The 16,604-nt window shown below is 67.1% G+C and carries 17 protein-coding genes and 1 tRNA gene; 8 read left to right on the forward strand and 10 right to left on the reverse strand.

Annotated elements, in window-relative coordinates; genetic code table 11:
• From Q8Q53_RS00900 to Q8Q53_RS00935, 8 genes are all read left to right on the forward strand, one after another.
• Positions 1-933 (forward strand): hypothetical protein (locus Q8Q53_RS00900; protein ID WP_305699861.1); only part of this gene is annotated, 933 nt, incomplete at its 5' end.
• A 144-nt stretch (positions 934-1,077) separates the two neighbouring features.
• Positions 1,078-1,917, forward strand: coding sequence for a 3-mercaptopyruvate sulfurtransferase (gene sseA, locus Q8Q53_RS00905; protein WP_305699862.1), 840 nt, complete (start codon positions 1,078-1,080; stop codon positions 1,915-1,917).
• Positions 1,918-1,920: 3 nt separating this feature from the next.
• Entirely contained in the window at positions 1,921-3,150 is a 1,230-nt protein-coding gene (gene metC / locus Q8Q53_RS00910) for a cystathionine beta-lyase (RefSeq protein WP_305699863.1), read from the forward strand.
• Positions 3,151-3,242: 92 nt separating this feature from the next.
• Entirely contained in the window at positions 3,243-4,019 is a 777-nt protein-coding gene (cobA, locus tag Q8Q53_RS00915; protein ID WP_305699864.1) for a uroporphyrinogen-III C-methyltransferase, read from the forward strand.
• Entirely contained in the window at positions 4,016-4,312 is a 297-nt protein-coding gene (locus tag Q8Q53_RS00920) for a DUF2849 domain-containing protein (RefSeq protein WP_305699865.1), read from the forward strand. The genes cobA and Q8Q53_RS00920 overlap by 4 nt, the downstream gene beginning before the upstream one ends.
• Positions 4,312-5,940: a nitrite/sulfite reductase gene (locus Q8Q53_RS00925; protein ID WP_305699866.1), complete on the forward strand. Its 1,629-nt coding sequence runs from the start codon at positions 4,312-4,314 to the stop codon at positions 5,938-5,940. Before Q8Q53_RS00920 ends, Q8Q53_RS00925 begins: the two co-directional genes overlap by 1 nt.
• Before the next feature lie 132 nt (positions 5,941-6,072).
• Positions 6,073-6,516, forward strand: coding sequence for a DUF934 domain-containing protein (locus Q8Q53_RS00930; RefSeq protein ID WP_305699867.1), 444 nt, complete (start codon positions 6,073-6,075; stop codon positions 6,514-6,516).
• Positions 6,509-7,294, forward strand: a complete 786-nt coding sequence (locus Q8Q53_RS00935) for a phosphoadenylyl-sulfate reductase (RefSeq protein ID WP_305699868.1) — start codon at positions 6,509-6,511, stop codon at positions 7,292-7,294. Before Q8Q53_RS00930 ends, Q8Q53_RS00935 begins: the two co-directional genes overlap by 8 nt.
• Here Q8Q53_RS00935 and Q8Q53_RS00940 read toward each other — a convergent pair whose 3' ends face one another.
• The 10 genes from Q8Q53_RS00940 to Q8Q53_RS00985 all read right to left on the reverse strand — a co-directional run bounded on the left by Q8Q53_RS00940 (position 7,295) and on the right by Q8Q53_RS00985 (position 16,554).
• Positions 7,295-7,840 carry a cytochrome b gene (locus tag Q8Q53_RS00940; RefSeq protein ID WP_305699869.1) on the reverse strand — a complete coding sequence of 182 codons (546 nt, stop codon included), beginning with the start codon at positions 7,838-7,840 and terminating at the stop codon, positions 7,295-7,297.
• 36 nt (positions 7,841-7,876) lie between these two features.
• Positions 7,877-8,788: an SDR family oxidoreductase gene (locus Q8Q53_RS00945; RefSeq protein ID WP_305699870.1), complete on the reverse strand. Its 912-nt coding sequence runs from the start codon at positions 8,786-8,788 to the stop codon at positions 7,877-7,879.
• Positions 8,785-9,927 carry a glutamate 5-kinase gene (gene proB, locus Q8Q53_RS00950; RefSeq protein WP_305699871.1) on the reverse strand — a complete coding sequence of 381 codons (1,143 nt, stop codon included), beginning with the start codon at positions 9,925-9,927 and terminating at the stop codon, positions 8,785-8,787. The genes Q8Q53_RS00945 and proB overlap by 4 nt, the downstream gene beginning before the upstream one ends.
• Before the next feature lie 64 nt (positions 9,928-9,991).
• Positions 9,992-11,044 carry a GTPase ObgE gene (gene obgE, locus Q8Q53_RS00955; RefSeq protein ID WP_305699872.1) on the reverse strand — a complete coding sequence of 351 codons (1,053 nt, stop codon included), beginning with the start codon at positions 11,042-11,044 and terminating at the stop codon, positions 9,992-9,994.
• A gap of 68 nt (positions 11,045-11,112) precedes the next feature.
• A tRNA-Ala gene (locus Q8Q53_RS00960) sits at positions 11,113-11,188 on the reverse strand.
• Positions 11,189-11,285: 97 nt separating this feature from the next.
• Positions 11,286-12,014: a hypothetical protein gene (locus tag Q8Q53_RS00965; RefSeq protein WP_305699873.1), complete on the reverse strand. Its 729-nt coding sequence runs from the start codon at positions 12,012-12,014 to the stop codon at positions 11,286-11,288.
• Between the two features lie 181 nt (positions 12,015-12,195).
• Positions 12,196-12,942, reverse strand: coding sequence for a Bax inhibitor-1/YccA family protein (locus Q8Q53_RS00970; protein ID WP_305699874.1), 747 nt, complete (start codon positions 12,940-12,942; stop codon positions 12,196-12,198).
• 126 nt (positions 12,943-13,068) lie between these two features.
• Positions 13,069-13,836, reverse strand: a complete 768-nt coding sequence (locus Q8Q53_RS00975; protein ID WP_371136483.1) for a pyrroline-5-carboxylate reductase family protein — start codon at positions 13,834-13,836, stop codon at positions 13,069-13,071.
• 135 nt (positions 13,837-13,971) lie between these two features.
• Positions 13,972-14,475 (reverse strand): YbjN domain-containing protein, encoded by a 504-nt coding sequence (locus Q8Q53_RS00980; protein ID WP_305699876.1) that lies wholly within the window; start codon positions 14,473-14,475, stop codon positions 13,972-13,974.
• A gap of 171 nt (positions 14,476-14,646) precedes the next feature.
• Entirely contained in the window at positions 14,647-16,554 is a 1,908-nt protein-coding gene (locus Q8Q53_RS00985) for an SPOR domain-containing protein (protein WP_305699877.1), read from the reverse strand.
• Between the last annotated feature and the right edge of the window lie 50 nt (positions 16,555-16,604).

Genomic DNA, 16,604 nt, shown 5'->3' on the forward strand with positions numbered 1-16,604 from the left:
CCGACAGCCGCACCCAGCGCCCGCCCCAGCCCCGCCGCAACCACCCCGCCGCGCACCGCGCCGCCAGCCGCGCGCGTTACACCCAGCGCCGCCGCCCCGGCGCAGACCGCAACGCCGCTCACCCTGCCGACCGTCAGCGAAACGGCCAGCACTCCGCTGCCCGTGTTGCCGACCGAACTGGCCCCCGCCCCGCCTGCCGCACCCGCCGCCGCAGATGCCGCGACTGGCGAGCCGATGGACTGGATGCCGTGGGCTGCGGGTCTGGCGGCCTTGCTCGCCGCACTGGGCGGCTTGCTGCTATGGCGCGGCCGCCGCAAGGACAGCGCCGCCACCATCGACTTCGAACCGCCAGTTGTGTCCGTGCCGGAACCCCAAGCACCCAAGCCTGCCCCGGAACCCGCTCCCCTGCCAGAACCGGCTTTCGCTGCCCCGCCGCCCCCACCCCCGCCGATGCTGGAAATCGCGCTGGAGGCCCGGCGGCTGAACGCATCGCTGATGGCGACCACGCTGGCCTATACCTTGCGGATCACCAACAACGCCGCCGTGCCGCTGTCCGCGCTGGCGGTTGAGGGTGACATGATCTCGGCCCATGCCTCGCTGCCGCCCGACCAGCAGATCGCCAGCGCCGCCCAGCGGCTGGAACTGCGCCACGCGCACGTCGCGCTCGCACCCGGCGAAAGCCTGGAGTTCTCCGGCGATATCCGCCTGCCGCTGGCCGCGATCACCCCCATTCGCGCTGGTGAGGCAGCCTATTTCGTGCCGCTCGCCCGGTTCCGGGTCGAAGCGTCCGCCACTGGCGAGATTCCGCTGGTTACCGCGCAGACGTTCGTGATCGGCGAATTGCCCGAACAGCCGGGTGCGGCGCTGCGCCCGTTCCGGCTGGACCTTGGCCCGCGCACCTATTCGCGGATTGGCCAACGTCCGGTAAATTAGGACGCCCGCTGCACATTGCCCCCTCGACGCGGCGGGCGGGCACAGCTACGCTTCTTCGCAGTTGCAGCGTTGAGGAGCGCTGGAGCCTCAGAACGCGCCGACAAAACGCCGCGATCTGTCGCAGCCGAGGAGGACACGAGGAACATGGAAAGTCTGGTTTCGACCGAGTGGCTGGCCGGTGAAATAGGGGCCAGCGATCTGCGGATCGTCGATTGTTCAAAACATCTGCCGGGCGCGAATCGCGACGCGCTGGCCGAATACGAAGCTGCGCACATCCCCGGCGCGGTGTTCATGGATCTCGGCGATCTGGTGGACACCAATGCACCGGTCGAAAACACCCTGCCCCCGGCGGAAAAGTTTGCCAGCCGGATGCAGGGTCTGGGACTGGGCGATGGCAGCCGGATCGTGCTGTATGATGACAGCGCGGTAAAAACCTCGGCCCGCGCGTGGTTCATGCTGAAAATGTTCGGCGCGCATGACGTGGCGATTCTCGATGGCGGCCTGGCCAAGTGGAAGGCCGAAGCGCGCACGCTCGCCTCTGGCAAGGAAACGCTGCGCCACCGCCACTTCACCGTCTGGCGCGATGACAAGCAGGTCCGCGCCAAGGCCGACGTCCTCGCCAATCTGGAAACGCAGGCCGAACAGGTGGTCGACGCGCGCGGCGCTGCGCGCTGGTCCGGCGCAGAAGCCGATCCGCGGCCGCAGATTGCCTGCGGACACATTCCCGGTTCGGCCAACGTCCCCTTCACTGCGCTGTACAATGATGATGGCACGTTCAGGCCCAGGGCCGAGCTCAAGGCCGCCTTTGAAGCCGCCGGGGTGGACTTGTCCAAGCCGGTCGTCACCAGCTGCGGCAGCGGCGTGACCGCGTGTGTGCTGCTGTTCGCGCTGCACCTGCTGGGCAAGGAAGACACCGCGCTGTACGACGGCAGCTGGACCGAATGGGGCGCGGACCCGGAAACGCCCAAGGGCCTGGCGGTCTGACCGGTGGCAGGCGGCGGCGATGACAAGGATCTGAAGCCCGCAACCCGGCTGGTCACCAGCGGGCGGCGGGCGGAGTGGACGGGTATTCCCGGTCACCCCGGATCGGTGGTCAGCCCCGCCGTCTGGCGCGCCAGCACGCACCTGTATCCCGATGTTGCCGCGCTGAACGCGGGCAAGCCGAACGAGGACGGCCACTTCTATTACGGCCGGCGCGGCGCGCCGACGCAGTGGGCGCTGGCCGATGCGCTGACCGCGCTGGAACCGGGTGCGGCCGGCACGATGCTTTATCCGTCGGGCGTGGCTGCGCTGGCGGGCGCACTGCTGGCGGTATTACGCCCCGGCGACGTGCTGCTGATGACCGACAACGCCTATGAGCCGACCCGCAACATCGGGCGCGCGCTGCTCAAGGATTTCGGGATCGAAACGCGCTGGTTCGATCCGCAGGACACGGGCGCATTCCGGGCCGCGATCTGTGATCGGACCAGGACGGTGCTGCTGGAAAGCCCCGGCAGCCTGACGATGGAAGTGCAGGACGTCCCCGCCCTTGCCGCAATCGCCCGCGAACGCGGCCTTGCGGTGATCCTGGACAACACCTGGGCCGGGCCGCTCGGCTTCCCCGCGCTGGAGCGCGGCGCGGACATCACCGTGATGAGCCTGACCAAGCACGTCGGCGGCCACAGCGACCTGATGCTGGGCAGCGCGGCGGCGGGGGAGCGTTACTATGCCAAGCTGCGCCGCACCGCACAGCTGCTGGGCCAGGTCGTCTCGCCCGATGATGCCGCGCTGGCGCTGCGGGGCCTGCGCACGATGGGGCTGCGGCTGGCGCAGGAAACCGCCAGCGCGCTGGAACTGGCCGAATGGTTTGAAGCACAGCCTGAGGTTGCCCGCGTGCTCTGCCCGATGCTGCCCGGATCGCCGGGGCATGAGCTGTGGGCGCGCGATTTTGCGGGCGGCTGCGGCTTGTTCAGCTTTGTGTTCAGGGGCGGTGACGGTGCGGCGCGGGACCGGTTCATCGATGCGCTGAACCTGTTCGGGATCGGGTTCAGCTGGGGCGGGTTCGAAAGTCTGGTCACGCCGCTTGATCCCGCGGGGGTCCGCACGGCCAGTTCATGGCCGCTGCCCGGAATGGACGATGCAGACCGGTTCGGCGTGCGCCTGTCGATTGGTCTGGAAGCCGTCGACGACCTGCAAGCCGATCTGGCGCAGGCATTGCAGGCGTGGCGCGCGAGTTGAACAGCTTTGCTGTGCGGGTCTGATAGTTCGGCTTAGCCCCTGCATAGGCAAACTGGCTGGCACCGCAGCGCGCATCAATCCATTGTCGGGGGATGAGCAATTCTGCCCCCATTGCCGCCGGTAAAGTCTGGCTGGTCGGTGCCGGTCCCGGCGATCCCGATCTGCTGACGCTGCGCGCCGCGCGCCTGATCATGCAGGCCCGGCTGATCGTCCATGATGGACTGGTTGATCCCGCGATCATGGCGCTGGCGCGCCCGGCCGCGCGGCTGATCTCGGTCGCCAAGCGGCGCTCGCGCCACACGATGCCGCAGGAAGACATCAACGCCCTGCTGGTGCGCGAGGCACTGGCGGGCACCGATGTCGTCCGGCTGAAGGGCGGCGATCCGTTCATTTTCGCGCGCGGCGGCGAAGAGGCCGAAGCCTGCGACGCGGCTGGCGTGGCGGTGGAGGTTGTCCCCGGCATCAGCGCGGCGATGGGCGCTGCGGCGTCAGCGTGCCTGCCGCTGACCCACCGCGACAGCGCGTCGGTCGTCAGCTTTGTCGCGGGCCAGTGCAAGGGGCTATCGGACCAGAACTGGGTTGGTCTGGCGGGGCAAGGCCGCACGCTGGTGATCTACATGGGCGTCGCGACGGCCGAGGCGATTGCCGAAAAGCTGATGGCGGACGGCCTGTCCCCCGCCATGCCGGTGGCCGTGATCGAGAACGCCACCCGGCCCACCATGCGCGTGCTGCGCGCGCCGATTGCGGGGCTGCCCGATCTGGTGGCCGCCAACAAAGTCAAAAGCCCTGCGGTGATCGTGATCGGCGAAGTCGCCGCTCTTCCGCAAACAGACCAGTTGCGCGCGCTTGCGCTGGAGGTGATGCAGTGAAAATCCTGACCGGCAACGATCTGAAAAGCGGCGCCGTCGTGTGGTGGGACGGCGTGCAATGGTCGCTGCATGTCGAGGACGCGGTCGATGTGGGTGACCACGCCGATACGATCCTGGCCCGCGAAAGCGCCGCGCGCCGGGTCAATGCCGCCTATGCCATCGAAGCGGTCCGCGATGAACACGGTGTCCGCCCCGGCCACATCAAGGAACGCATCCGCGCGCTCGGCCCGACCGTGCGCCCTGACCTGACGCTGAAACCGGCCGACCCCGAAGCCGGCAACTGGGTGATCTGATGTACCAGTACGACACTTACGACCAGGCGATGGTCGATACCCGCGTGGAAGAATTCCGCGATCAGGTGCGCCGCCGCCTTGAAGGCCACATCACCGAAGACCAGTTCAAGCCGCTGCGGCTGATGAACGGGCTGTATCTGCAACTCCACGCCTATATGCTGCGCGTCGCGGTGCCCTATGGCACGCTGTCGGGCGCGCAGATGCGGATGCTGGGCGATATCGCCGACAAGTATGATCGCGGTTACGGCCACTTCACCACCCGCCAGAACATCCAGTACAATTGGATCAAGCTGGAAGAAGCGGCGGACATCCTGGCCGATCTGGCCACCGTGGAAATGCACGCGATCCAGACCAGCGGCAACTGCATCCGCAACACCACGTCGGACCAGTATGCCGGGGCAGCGGCGGACGAGATCGTCGATCCGCGCCCTTATGCCGAACTGATCCGCCAGTGGAGCACGTTCCACCCGGAATTCAGCTTCCTGCCGCGCAAGTTCAAGATGGCGGTGATCGCATCCGATACCGACCGCGCGGCAATGCGCCTGCACGACATCGGCATCCAGATCGTGAAGAGCGCCGCCGGTGAAATCGGCGCGGCGTTCTATGTCGGCGGCGGCATGGGCCGCACGCCGATGATCGCGCCGTGCATCAACGAATTCGTGCCGATCGACCAGATGATCACCTATTCCGAGGCAGCCTTGCGCGTCTACAACCGCCACGGCCGCCGCGACAACAAGTACAAGGCGCGGATCAAGATTCTGGTCCACGAGCTGGGCAAGGATGAATACACCCGCCAGGTCGAAGCCGAATTTGCCCACCTGCTGACCCAGAACATCGAGCCGCCGCTGGCCGAGCTGGAGCGGATCAAGGGCTTCTTTGCCGATCCGGCGTTCGAGGTTGGGGTTCCGGACGAAGTGGACCGTTCGGACCCCGACTTCGCCCTGTGGGTGGACAACAACTGTGTGCCCCACAAGCAGCCCGGCTATATCGCCGTCACCATCAGCCTGAAGCCGGTTGGCGGCATTCCGGGCGATGCCACGGGCGAACAGATCCGCGTGATGGCCGATCTCGCCGCGCGCTACAGCTTTGATGAACTGCGCGTCACCCACACCCAGAACATCGTGCTGGCACACGTCAAGAAGGCCGACCTCTATGCGCTGTGGCAGGTGCTGGATGCCAATGGCCTGTCGACCCCCAACCTCGATCAGATCGGCGATATCATCGCCTGCCCGGGGCTGGATTATTGCAGCCTGGCCAACGCCCGCTCGATCCCGATCGCGCAGAAAATCTCGCAGCGGTTTGCGGGCCGCGAACAGGAAATCGGTGAGCTGAAGCTGAAGATCTCCGGCTGCATCAACGCCTGCGGGCACCACCACGCCGGGCACATCGGCATCCTGGGGGTCGACCGCAAAGGCACCGAGAACTACCAGCTGTCGCTTGGCGGCTGCGAAGGCGCGGACACTTCGCTGGGCCAGATCACCGGCCCCGGCTTCGACGAGGAAGGCATCGTCGATGCGGTCCAGCGCGCGACCGATTTCTACCTTGCGAACAAGCAGGACAGCGAACGCTTCCTCGATACCTACCGCAGGCTTGGCATGGCCCCGTTCAAGGAGGCGATCTATGGATAATTCCTCACTTTTCCCCCTCCTCTTCAGAGGAGGGGCAGCGAGACTTGGCGCGGCGAAGCCGGGTCTAGTCGCAGCAGGGTGGTGCTTTGCGCCACCACCCCCAACCCCCTCCTCTGAAGAGGAGGGGGCATAATGGCTGAAGTCCAGTTCCGCTTTCGTGACGACGAACCCGTGGCCGATCCCGGCGTGACCGTCGATGCCTTTGGCGATCAGACCAATGCCGCCGCCGTCCGGCTGGAACCGGGCGACGACGCACGCGACCTGTTGCCGCATCTGGCGCGGATCAAGCTGGTCGAAGTGAACTTCCCGGTGTTCGGCGACGGGCGCGGCTATTCCTCCGCCCGGATCCTGCGCGAGGCTGGTTATACCGGCGAACTGCGCGCGGTGGGCGAGCTGCTGGTCGATCAGCTGGCCTATATGCGCCGCTGCGGGTTTGATGCCTTCGCACCGGACAGCGCGCTCGATCCGGCAGACGCCAAGGCCGCGTTTGACCGCTACGGCGAAGTATACCAGCCCACGACCGATGGCCGCGCACCGATCTGGGCCAAGCGGCATGCCGGAACTGCCAATGGCTGAACCAGCCCGCCGCATCGACCTGCTGGACACCGCACCGCGCTTTACCGCAGCGCAGGCGGACGCGCTCAACGCGCGCTTCGCCGGGGTGTCGACGCACGAGATGCTGGCGGAACTGCTGCGCGAAGGGCTGGCCGGGCGGATCGCCGCGGTATCCAGCTTTGGCGCGGAAAGCGCGGTCCTGCTCCACCTGCTGGCCAGCGTGGACCGGGCCGTGCCGGTGCTGTTCCTGGATACGGGCAAGCATTTTCCCGAAACGCTGGCCTATCGCGATGAACTGGCGGCGCGGATCGGCCTTACCAACCTGATCAACCTGACGCCTGACGCGGACCTGCTGGCGAAGCGCGATGAAACCGGGCTGCGCTGGTCCTATGACCCCGATGGCTGCTGCGAAATCCGCAAGGTGGCACCGCTGGCGGCGGCGCTGGTCGGGTTCGACTCCAGCTTTACCGGGCGCAAGGGCTTTCAAAGCAAGACCCGCGCTGGCCTTGCCCGGTTCGAAATCGACACCACCGATGCCGCCGGACGCCTGAAAGTGAACCCGCTGGCGGACTGGAGCGCCGACCAGATCGAAGCCTATTTCACCGCCACCGGCCTGCCCGCGCATCCGCTGGTGGAACAGGGTTACCCCTCGATTGGCTGCTCCCCCTGCACCACCCGCGTCGCGCCGGGCGAAGACCCGCGCTCAGGCCGCTGGAAGGGCTGGGACAAGACCGAATGCGGCATCCACGTCGAAGGCGCGGCGACCGAGTTGCCGCCCGGCTACGACCCGGCGTTCTGATCAGCCCCGGCCGGGACGCATCCGCAGCAGCACGCCGTCTTTCAGCACATAGTGATGGATCAGCGCGGCCAGCGCGTGGAACCCGATCAGCCAATAGGCGATTGTCCCGCCCAGTTCGTGCAGTTCTTTCACTTGCTTGGCCAGCGCCTTGTCCGGGGAGACCAGCGGCGGCAGTTCCAGCCCGAAGAACGGCACCGGGGCGTCGCTCGCGCTCAGGATCGTCCAGCCCGCCAGCGGCAACCCGATCATCAGCGCATAGAGCGCCAGGTGCGTGCCCTTGGCCAGCAGCTTGCTCGGCAGCGGTTCTGCGACCGTCCGCGGTCCAGCCGTAGCCAGCCGCGCGATGATCCGGACGATCACCAGCAGCAGCACCGACAGGCCCAGCATGAAGTGCCAGTGCTTCAACCCTTCCCGTATGTCGCTGCCGCGTTCAAAATTGACGCGCAATTCGATGGTGGCAAATGCAGCGGCCATGACCAGAAACATCAGCCAGTGCAGGGTGATCGAAATCGCGCTGTAGCGATCGGACTTGTCGGGCAAAATCATGGCCGTAGTCTAGCGCGAAAAACCGCGCCGACAAGATCATATCCAATGGTGATCGCGATACCAGCAGGCCGTTGCTTTCAACCCTTCGCGCGTCGGAATCTCCGGCTCCCACAGGCTGCGGGGGGGGCTGGCCGCATGGCTCACCACCCAGTCCGGATGCGCCATATAGCCGACCCGGTCGGGCGTCAGCTTGGCCTTGTTCCCGCGCACCGCGCGGTCGGCCCGCGCGGCCCGTTCCAGTGAGCGGCGCGACAGGTGCAGCACCCACGGCCTGCGCCCCATCGCCCAGCCGACTGCGCGGGCCAGCTCATAGTGGCTCCAGCCGCCGCGCTTGCCGTCATCGGGTTCGAACACCCGCTGCGACACACCTTCTTCCCCCGGCACCAGCGCCAGCAGCAGCCGCGCCAGATCATCGACATGGAGCAAGGATGACCGCCCTTCGCGCGGCGGCATCGGCAGCACGCCCCAGCGGGCCAGCTTGAACAACTCGAACATCTCCGTATCGCGCGGGCCATAGATGGCGGGCGGGCGGACCACCGTCCAATCGAGGCCGCTGGCCATGACCAGCCGTTCCGCCCGCGCCTTTGACGCGCCATAGGCCGACAGGTCCGGCTCGCGCGCGGAGAGCGAGGACACGCAGACAAGGCGCGGCACACCCGCCGCCAGCGCCGCCTCGATCACGTTCAGCGTGCCGGTGACGTTGCCATGCTCAAACCCCGCCGGATCGGGCGCATTGACCACACCGGCCACGTGAATCACCGCTTCCGCCCCGGTCACAAGTTGACTGAGTGCGGCCTCGGCATCCAGATCGCCCGTGACCCATTCGACGCCGGGGCGCGGCTCCTGCGGTCGGCGGGTCAGCGCACGAACGCCGATCCCGGCCTGCGCGGCGCGGTCCAGCAGCGCCTGTCCGACAAATCCGGTCGCGCCGGTAACCGCGATCGTCACAGCAGGACCAACTGGTCCCGGTGGACCACCGCCGAGCGCGGGGCATAGCCCAGCAGATCGGCGTGCTCGCCCGATTGCGTGCCCATCAGCCGCGCGCATTCGGCGGCGTCATATTCGCTGAGGCCGTGGGCCAGCGTTGCCCCGGCATCATCGCGGATGGCAATGGCATCGCCGCGCGCGAACTCACCCTCGGTCCGCACGATCCCGGCGGCGAGCAGGCTGCTGCCCCGGCCCAGCGCCCGCGCCGCCCCGGCATCGACCACGACCGCGCCTTTCAGTCGCAGCCGCCCGCCCAGCCACGCCTTGCGCGCACCGGCCTTGCGGCGTCCGTTCAACTTGGGCAGGAACAACGTGCCGATCCCCTGCGCGGTCGCCCGCGCCATCGGCGCATCGTGCAGCCCGCTGGCGATGGCGAGCGCGATGCCCGCCAGCTCCGCGATTTCCGCCGCCTGCAATTTCGAGGTCATCCCGCCCGACCCCATGCCGGATGACGATCCGCCCGTGGCCATCGCATGAATTTCCGCCGTCACCCCGCGCACTTCGGGCAGCAGTTTCGCGCCGGGTAGCGCCGGATTGCGATCGAACAGCCCGTCAACGTCGGACAGCAACAGCACCGCACTCGCCCGCGCCGCCTGCGCCACCCGCGCGGCCAGCCGGTCATTGTCGCCAAAGCGGATTTCCTGTGTGGCGACGCTGTCGTTCTCGTTGATCACCGGCACCGCGCCCGCATCGAGCAGCCGGGTCAGCGTGGCGGTGGCGTTGAGGTAGCGGCGGCGATCCTCAAGGTCTTCCAGCGTCAGCAGCAATTGCGCGGCGGTCAGCCCATGCTGGCCCAGCAATTCGGCCCACAGTCCCGACAGCGCGATCTGGCCGACGGCGGCGGCGGCCTGTGCATCGGCGAGACTGCCGCGCCCGCCCTTGTCCAGCCCCAGCGTCTTGGCCCCCAGCGCAATCGCGCCCGACGACACGACGATCACATCCTGCCCGCGCGCTTTCGCGGCAGCAATCTCGCTCACCAGCCCTTCCAGCCACGCCCGCCGCACACCGTCCTTCGCGACCAGCAACGACGAGCCGACCTTCACCACCAGTCGGGGGCAGGTCGCGGCATCGGCAAGGTCGGCAAGGCGGGCGATCTTCATCAGCGCGGGATTAGCGATTGGGCGCGCGCCCGCAAGTTTTTTGGTTCGCGCGAACCCCGTCAGATCAAACCGGGGACCACGGCGTATCGTCGGTGTCCTCACGTTCACCGGCCGGGCGCTCGGTGACAGTCGCGGCAGGGAGGTATTCCAGCGCGGCGTCAAGCAGCGCGTCCATCCCCCGGCCCGATGCGCCGGAAATCGGAAACACCTTGCCAGCACCAGCTTCGCGCAACTCGCGCGAGAACGCCTCAACCAGTTCGGCATCGACCAGATCGATCTTGTTCAGCACGATCAGGCGCGGCTTTGCGTCCAGCCCGCAGCCATAGGCCGCCAGTTCTTCCTCGATGATGTCCAGCGCCTCGGCCGGGTCGGTGCCCTGCACGTCGATCAGGTGGATCAGCACCCGGCAGCGTTCGATGTGGCCCAGGAACCGGTCACCCACGCCCGCACCTTCGGCAGCGCCCGCGATCAGGCCGGGAATGTCGGCCAGCACGAATTCGCGGTTGCGGTGATGGACCACGCCCAGCTGCGGACGCAGCGTGGTGAACGCGTAATCGCCGACTTTGGCCTTGGTGTTGGTGATCTGGTTGATGAAGGTTGATTTGCCCGCGTTCGGCAGGCCCAGCAGGCCGACGTCGGCCAGCAGCTTCAGCCGCAGCCAGACATACATTTCCTCACCCGTGATCCCCGGCTGGTGCTGGCGCGGGGCGCGGTTGGTAGAGGTCTTGTAACTCGCGTTGCCGCGTCCGCCCAGGCCGCCGTGCAGCAGCGTAACGCGCTGGCCAGCCTCGGTCAGGTCAAGCAGCACGGTCTCGCGGTCATCGTCCAGCACCTGCGTGCCGAGCGGAACCCGGATCACGATATCCTTGCCCGCCGCGCCGTGGCGGTTCTTGCCCATGCCCTGCACGCCGCGCGGGGCCTTGAAGTGCTGGGTATAGCGAAAGTCGATCAGGGTATTGAGGCCCGCGACCGCTTCGAAAATGATGTCGCCACCCTTGCCGCCATTGCCGCCATCGGGGCCGCCATATTCGACGTACTTTTCACGCCGGAACGAGACGGCACCCGGCCCGCCGGAGCCAGCGCGGATGAAGATTTTGGCTTGATCAAGAAAATGCATGGGTTCTGGCTGTCGCGAAAGTGGTCTGCGACAATCAGCCTACCACGTAAGGGGGAAAGAGTCGTCACTGGTGGAGCCGAGGGGGATCGAACCCCTGACCTCGTCATTGCGAACGACGCGCTCTCCCATCTGAGCTACGGCCCCGTTCCAGTGCAATCGCGCGGGCCTTGTCTGCCCACGGGAGCGGACCCCTTAGCGAAAGGGGCGCGCCCTTGAAAGCGTAAAGTTGCGCAGGCCGCGCTCAGCGCGTCACGGTTGCAGTGGCTGGCGCAGGAGCAAGCGGTGCCGCAGGCGCAACCGGTGCCACCGGCGCATACTTGGCATCCCACGCCGCGACATCGGCGCGGTACTGTTCGAACGTCCGGTAGAACGTTTCAAACACCGTTTCGAGCGTGGCCATGCTGCGCTGGCTGAAATCAGCCAGTTCCGCGGGCTTCACCATCTTCGATTCGCGCGCGATCACGGTTGCGGCATCGCAGAAGCTTTCCAGCGTCGCGGGGTAGGCGTAATAGTTATAGACCTGCGTCATATAGGCTTCACGCGGGCGGATAAAGGCCGCGCCATAGCGCTTGCGGAAATCGGCATCGACTGCGGTGTTGGCCGCTTTCAGCCCCTTGGCCTGGGCCTTCAGGAACACCTTATAGTTGATCAGCACGTCGGCGTGCTCCGCCTTCAGGCAGTTGAGCGCGGCCACGTTATAGGCTGAGCGGACGTTCCAGATGGTCTGCGCCGGGGTCAGCCGGGTGTTGATGGTCTGGCGGGTGCCGTCCGGACCGACCGGCGGCACGAACAAGCCGGCCGCCGCGCCCAGCGGCGGCAGCGGGCGCGGCGGGATATAGACCACCGGGGTCGGCGCGGGCGGCGGCGGAGGCGGTGGCGGCGGGACCGACTTTGGCCCGCAGGCTGCGACCAGACCAGCGGCCAGCGTTGCTGCGCCGATGATCACCTTGCGCCGGAAAGTTGCGCTCATGTTCGTCCCGTCCCTCAATTTTCTGCCTGCCGGTTCTGGCAGCGGCCAGCTTGACCGGCGATGAAGCAAAAAGCTCTAGCCCCGTTCGCGCGCAAAGAAAATGCCCGGTGCGCGCCAATACGCACCGGGCATCGCATTTCTGCCTGCGACGAGCCGCTGGCTCGCCGCCGGACCGGCTGGCTTATTCGCGGTTGCCCAGGAAGCTGAGCAGGAACTGGAACATGTTGATGAAGTCCAGATACAGCGACAGCGCGCCCAGGATAACGGCCTTGCCGGCAAATTCGGTGCCGGCGACATAGGCGTATTCCTGCTTCAGGCGCTGGGTGTCATACGCGGTCAACCCTGCAAAGATCAGCACGCCCAGGATCGAGATGGCCAGTTGCAGCCCGCTCGACTGGAGGAACATGTTGATCACCATCGCGATGATGATGCCGATCAGGCCCATGGTCATGAACTGACCCATGCCCGTCAGGTTCTTCTTGGTGGTGTAACCCACCAGGCTAAGCCCTGCGAACGCACCCGCCGTGGCGAAGAACGTGGTCGCGATCGACGCCCCGGTGAACACCAGGAAGATCGTCGACATCGACAGACCCATCGCGACACAGAACGACCAGAACAGCAGCTGGATCGTGCCGGTCTGCATCCGGTTTGCGCCAAAGCTCATCGCGAAGACAAACCCCAGCGGGGCCAGCATGATGACCCAGCGCAGCGGCGTGGCCATGACCGACGCGGCCATGCCCGATTGCGCAAACAGCATCGCGACGATGCCCGACAGCAGCACGCCGGACGCCATGTAATTGTAAATCGACAGCATATGGCGGCGCAGACCAGCGTCGAACGTTGCGGCCGTGCCAAGCGCATCACCGTTGAGGCTGGGGGACGCGCCGAAGCCCGTCCGTGGGGGCTGGGGATCGTTCCAGTTTGCCATGTGTCCTAAACTCCATTCTCGCCCCTGCTTGATGGCACGGGCTATGCCAGCAATATCGGGGTGATGCGGGTTGCTTTCAAGCGAAACCGGACTGGCACCTGTCGCAAATTGTATCAGCCGCGCTATTCAGGGCGTCGCCCGCGCGGCTTCAGCCATTTCGGCATTGCGATCCTGCGCCGCGCGCAGGGTGTCCTGCACCAGCGCCAACAGCGCCCCGCCTTCGTCCAGCACGTCCAGCCCCTTTTGCGTGCTGCCCCCCGGACTGGCCACGCGGCGCGCGAGTTCAGCGGGTGAATGCGGCGATGCGGCGGCCAGCAACGCCGCCCCTTCGACCGTTGCCACGGCCAGCCGCTGCGCCTGCGCGGGATCAAGCCCCAGTGCGCCCGCCCCGGCGGCCAGTGCATCGATAAAGCGATAGACGAACCCCGGCCCGGACCCGGCCAGCGCCGTCACCAGATCGAAATCGCTTTCCGCCGCCAGCCATTCGGGCGTACCCAGCGGGTCCATCAGCGCGGTCACGACGGCGCGCCCGGCATCGTCCAGTCCGGTATCGAACAGCGCGACGGGTGATTTGCCAATCGCGGCGGCCAGGTTGGGCATGATCCGCACGATCGCCTTGGCCGCCGGGAACCGCGCGGACAGGCTGGCGAGTTCCACCCCTGCCAGGACCGAGAGCACCACGGTGTCCTTGCCCGCAAGCGCGGTCAGCACGGGTGCGACATCGTCCAGCAGCTGCGGCTTTACCCCCAGCAGGATCGCGTCAAACCGGCGCTGCGGCAATTCGCGCAGCAATTCCACCCCGGCGGGTGTTTCAGCCAGATAGGGATCGACCACGGTGAAGCGGGTTGGCGCGAAGCCGCCTGCCAGCCACCCGGCCAGCATCGCCCCGCCCATGTTGCCGCAGCCCAGCAGCAGGATTGAATTCACGTCGCGCCTCCATTCCGCCCGCCCGCTTGCAGCAGGGGGCGCACGCTTATTCCCCTCCCGCAAGCGGACGGGGAATTCAAGGGGCTTCGTCGATTTTGGCCGTCAGGCCTCGCCCGCCGCATCGACCATCGCACTGGCGAGCGCTTCGGTCGGGGTCTTGTCGCCCCACAGCACGAACTGGAACGCCGGATAGAACCGGTCGCATTCCTCCACCGCCGCTTCGACCGCAACTTGCGCCTGGGCCAGGCTGAGCAGGCCGTCGTCGCCCAGCAGCAATCCGTGGCGATAGAGCAGGACATTGCCGCTCGACCACATATCGAAATGGCCAACCCACAACTGCTCGTTCACCATCGCCAGCAGCTCATAGATGCTGCCCAGCTTGTCATCGGGGATGCGGATATCGGGCAGGCACAGCAATTGCAGCACGTGATCCTCGCGCCGCCAGATCCCGCGCAGGGTGTAGCTGGCCCAGCTACCCTTGATTTCGCCCGAAATCTCGTCCTCGGCGACGAACTCGCACGGCCAGCCGCGCGCCTCGAACAGCGAGGCAAGCATGTCCACGGGTGCGGCGTCGTCCTCCCGTGCGAATTCGCGGTTGCCCTGCATCATCGGTATCCTGGCGGCGGGCCGCGCACCATAGCGCGGTTCGAATGCTGGATGCGGTGCAACCGGCGTTCGGACAATGTCCGGTTAACGCGCGGTTGCGCATAACTCGATAAGGCTGTTCACAAAGTGTGGAAAAGCGGTGCGCAAGTCATTCCGCATCGCAAATCCTGCTTACCGGCCAGACCCGAGCGCATCAACAATCTGGCCCGCCGGGCTGGTCCAGGTGAAGGCCCCGTCGATCCCGGCCTTCTTCAACTGGGCGATGAAGGTCGTGGCCGCCTTGTCCGACGGGAACGGTCCGGTCAGCAGCCGGTTGGTCTGGCCCCAGCCGGTCACGAACGGACTGCGCTTGCCGAAAACTTCCGAATTTTCACGGTTGAACCGGCGCCAGTCGAACCCCAGCGCGGACTTGTCGCGGCCGGTCGCCACTTGCACCCAGATCCGGCTGGGATGCCTGGCTGCCGCCGAAGCCTTGATTGCCTTTTCGCGGTCCTCCGCCAGCTTCGCCGCCTTGGCTTCACGCTCGGCCCTGGCCTTGGCGTCGGCCGCGGCTTTGACCTTGGGGTCAACCGCCGGAGCGATCCGGCGCACATCGACGGCCCCGGCCACCGGCTCTGCCTCGCGGCTGGGCGGGCCAAGATCGGCAAACACGTCCGCCAGACTACGCGGCCGCGCGGCGGGAGCGGGAGCTGGAGCGGGAGCAGGTGTGGGTGCAGCAGCCGGAGCGGCTGGCGTTGACGGCTTCAGCTCAAACCCCCGCACGGCAGGCCCGCCTGAATCGAGCGACGCGAACCCCGGCGCAGGGGTGGCAGCGGACGTGCTGGCAGCGACGGCCGGTGCCGGGGTGACCGGTGCCGGGGTGACCGGTGCCGCTGCGACTGGTGCCGGTGTGACTGGTGCCGCTGCAGGCGTGACCGGCCTTGGCGCAGCCGCCATGACCGGGGGCTTCACGGCCACGGGCGGCGGCGGGGCGGTCGTTACGGTCGGGGTGGCGGTGGTCTGGCGGCTGGCCTGCGGGGCGACCGGCGGCGCGGCTGCCGCCGTCGATGCTATGGTCGAACGCGGGGCCGCTGCCGCAACCCGGACCGCCGGAGCAGGCTTTGGTACCGCCGCCGCAGCGGCTGCCCTGGCTTCGGCATCGCGGCTGCGCCGACTGGCCCGCGTGGATGTTCTGTCACCCGGCCGGGCGGCGGCGGCCAGCACCGGGGCTGCCGCAGCAGGCGGGGCAACCCGTGGCCGCTGGAACTGGGCAAAGCGCGGGTCTTCGCGGCCGATATCGGCGGCCCGCGGAAAGTGGCCAAGGTTGGCGGCCGCGGCTTGCTGAGCCGCAGTCAGGCGCGGCATGTACCGCAAATAGGCCGACATTGGCTCCGCCAGCTGGGCCGGCATGGTCGACCGCACGATTGATTCGGCCTCTGCCCCCTGCCCCAGAATGGCCAGCGCGAACGCGCGGGAGCGCCAGGCCCCCTTGTCCTGCTTCTGCAGCAGCGGGGTCAGCGTCAGTTCCATCGCGCGGCGATCCCCGCCGATCGCCTGACTGATCGCCAGCCGCCGCACGGTTTCATCATCGTCGCCAACCGACAGCGCCTGCTGGTAATATCTCTGCGCGGTCTGGTTATCACCCACCAGATCATAAGCCAGCCCGCGCGGGGCGAGCAGCGCAGGGTCAATCGGCCCGGCCTGTTCGGCCCGGTTGAACAGGTCAATGGCCGTGACCGGATCATCATTCAGCGCCACCGCACCGGCCAGCCCCGCCTGCACATTGGGGTTGGCGGGCGCAAGCCGGGCCGCGCGCTGGTAAAACCCCACCGCCGCTGCCGGATCGCCCAGCTGCATCGAAATCTTGCCCGCTTCGATCAGGGTCGGAACATCGGTGGGATTGCGCGACAGGCGGTAAAGCACCTCGTTCAGCTTCATGCCGGTCGATCCCGGCACCGCTTGCACCACCGGCTGACTGATCGACGGTATCGCCGCGCCGCCGCTTTGTGCCCATGCCGCCGCTGAACCGGCCAGCAGGCTTGCACCCAGTGCGGCCAGTCCGGAACCAACGGCTAAACTGCGGGCGACAAAATCGGACATTGCAGGGGCCTTATTCCAAAACACACGGGACGAGGGCCTGTGGCTAGACC

It is taken from the genome of Novosphingobium sp., from assembly GCF_030699305.1.
Lineage (GTDB): Bacteria > Pseudomonadota > Alphaproteobacteria > Sphingomonadales > Sphingomonadaceae > Novosphingobium.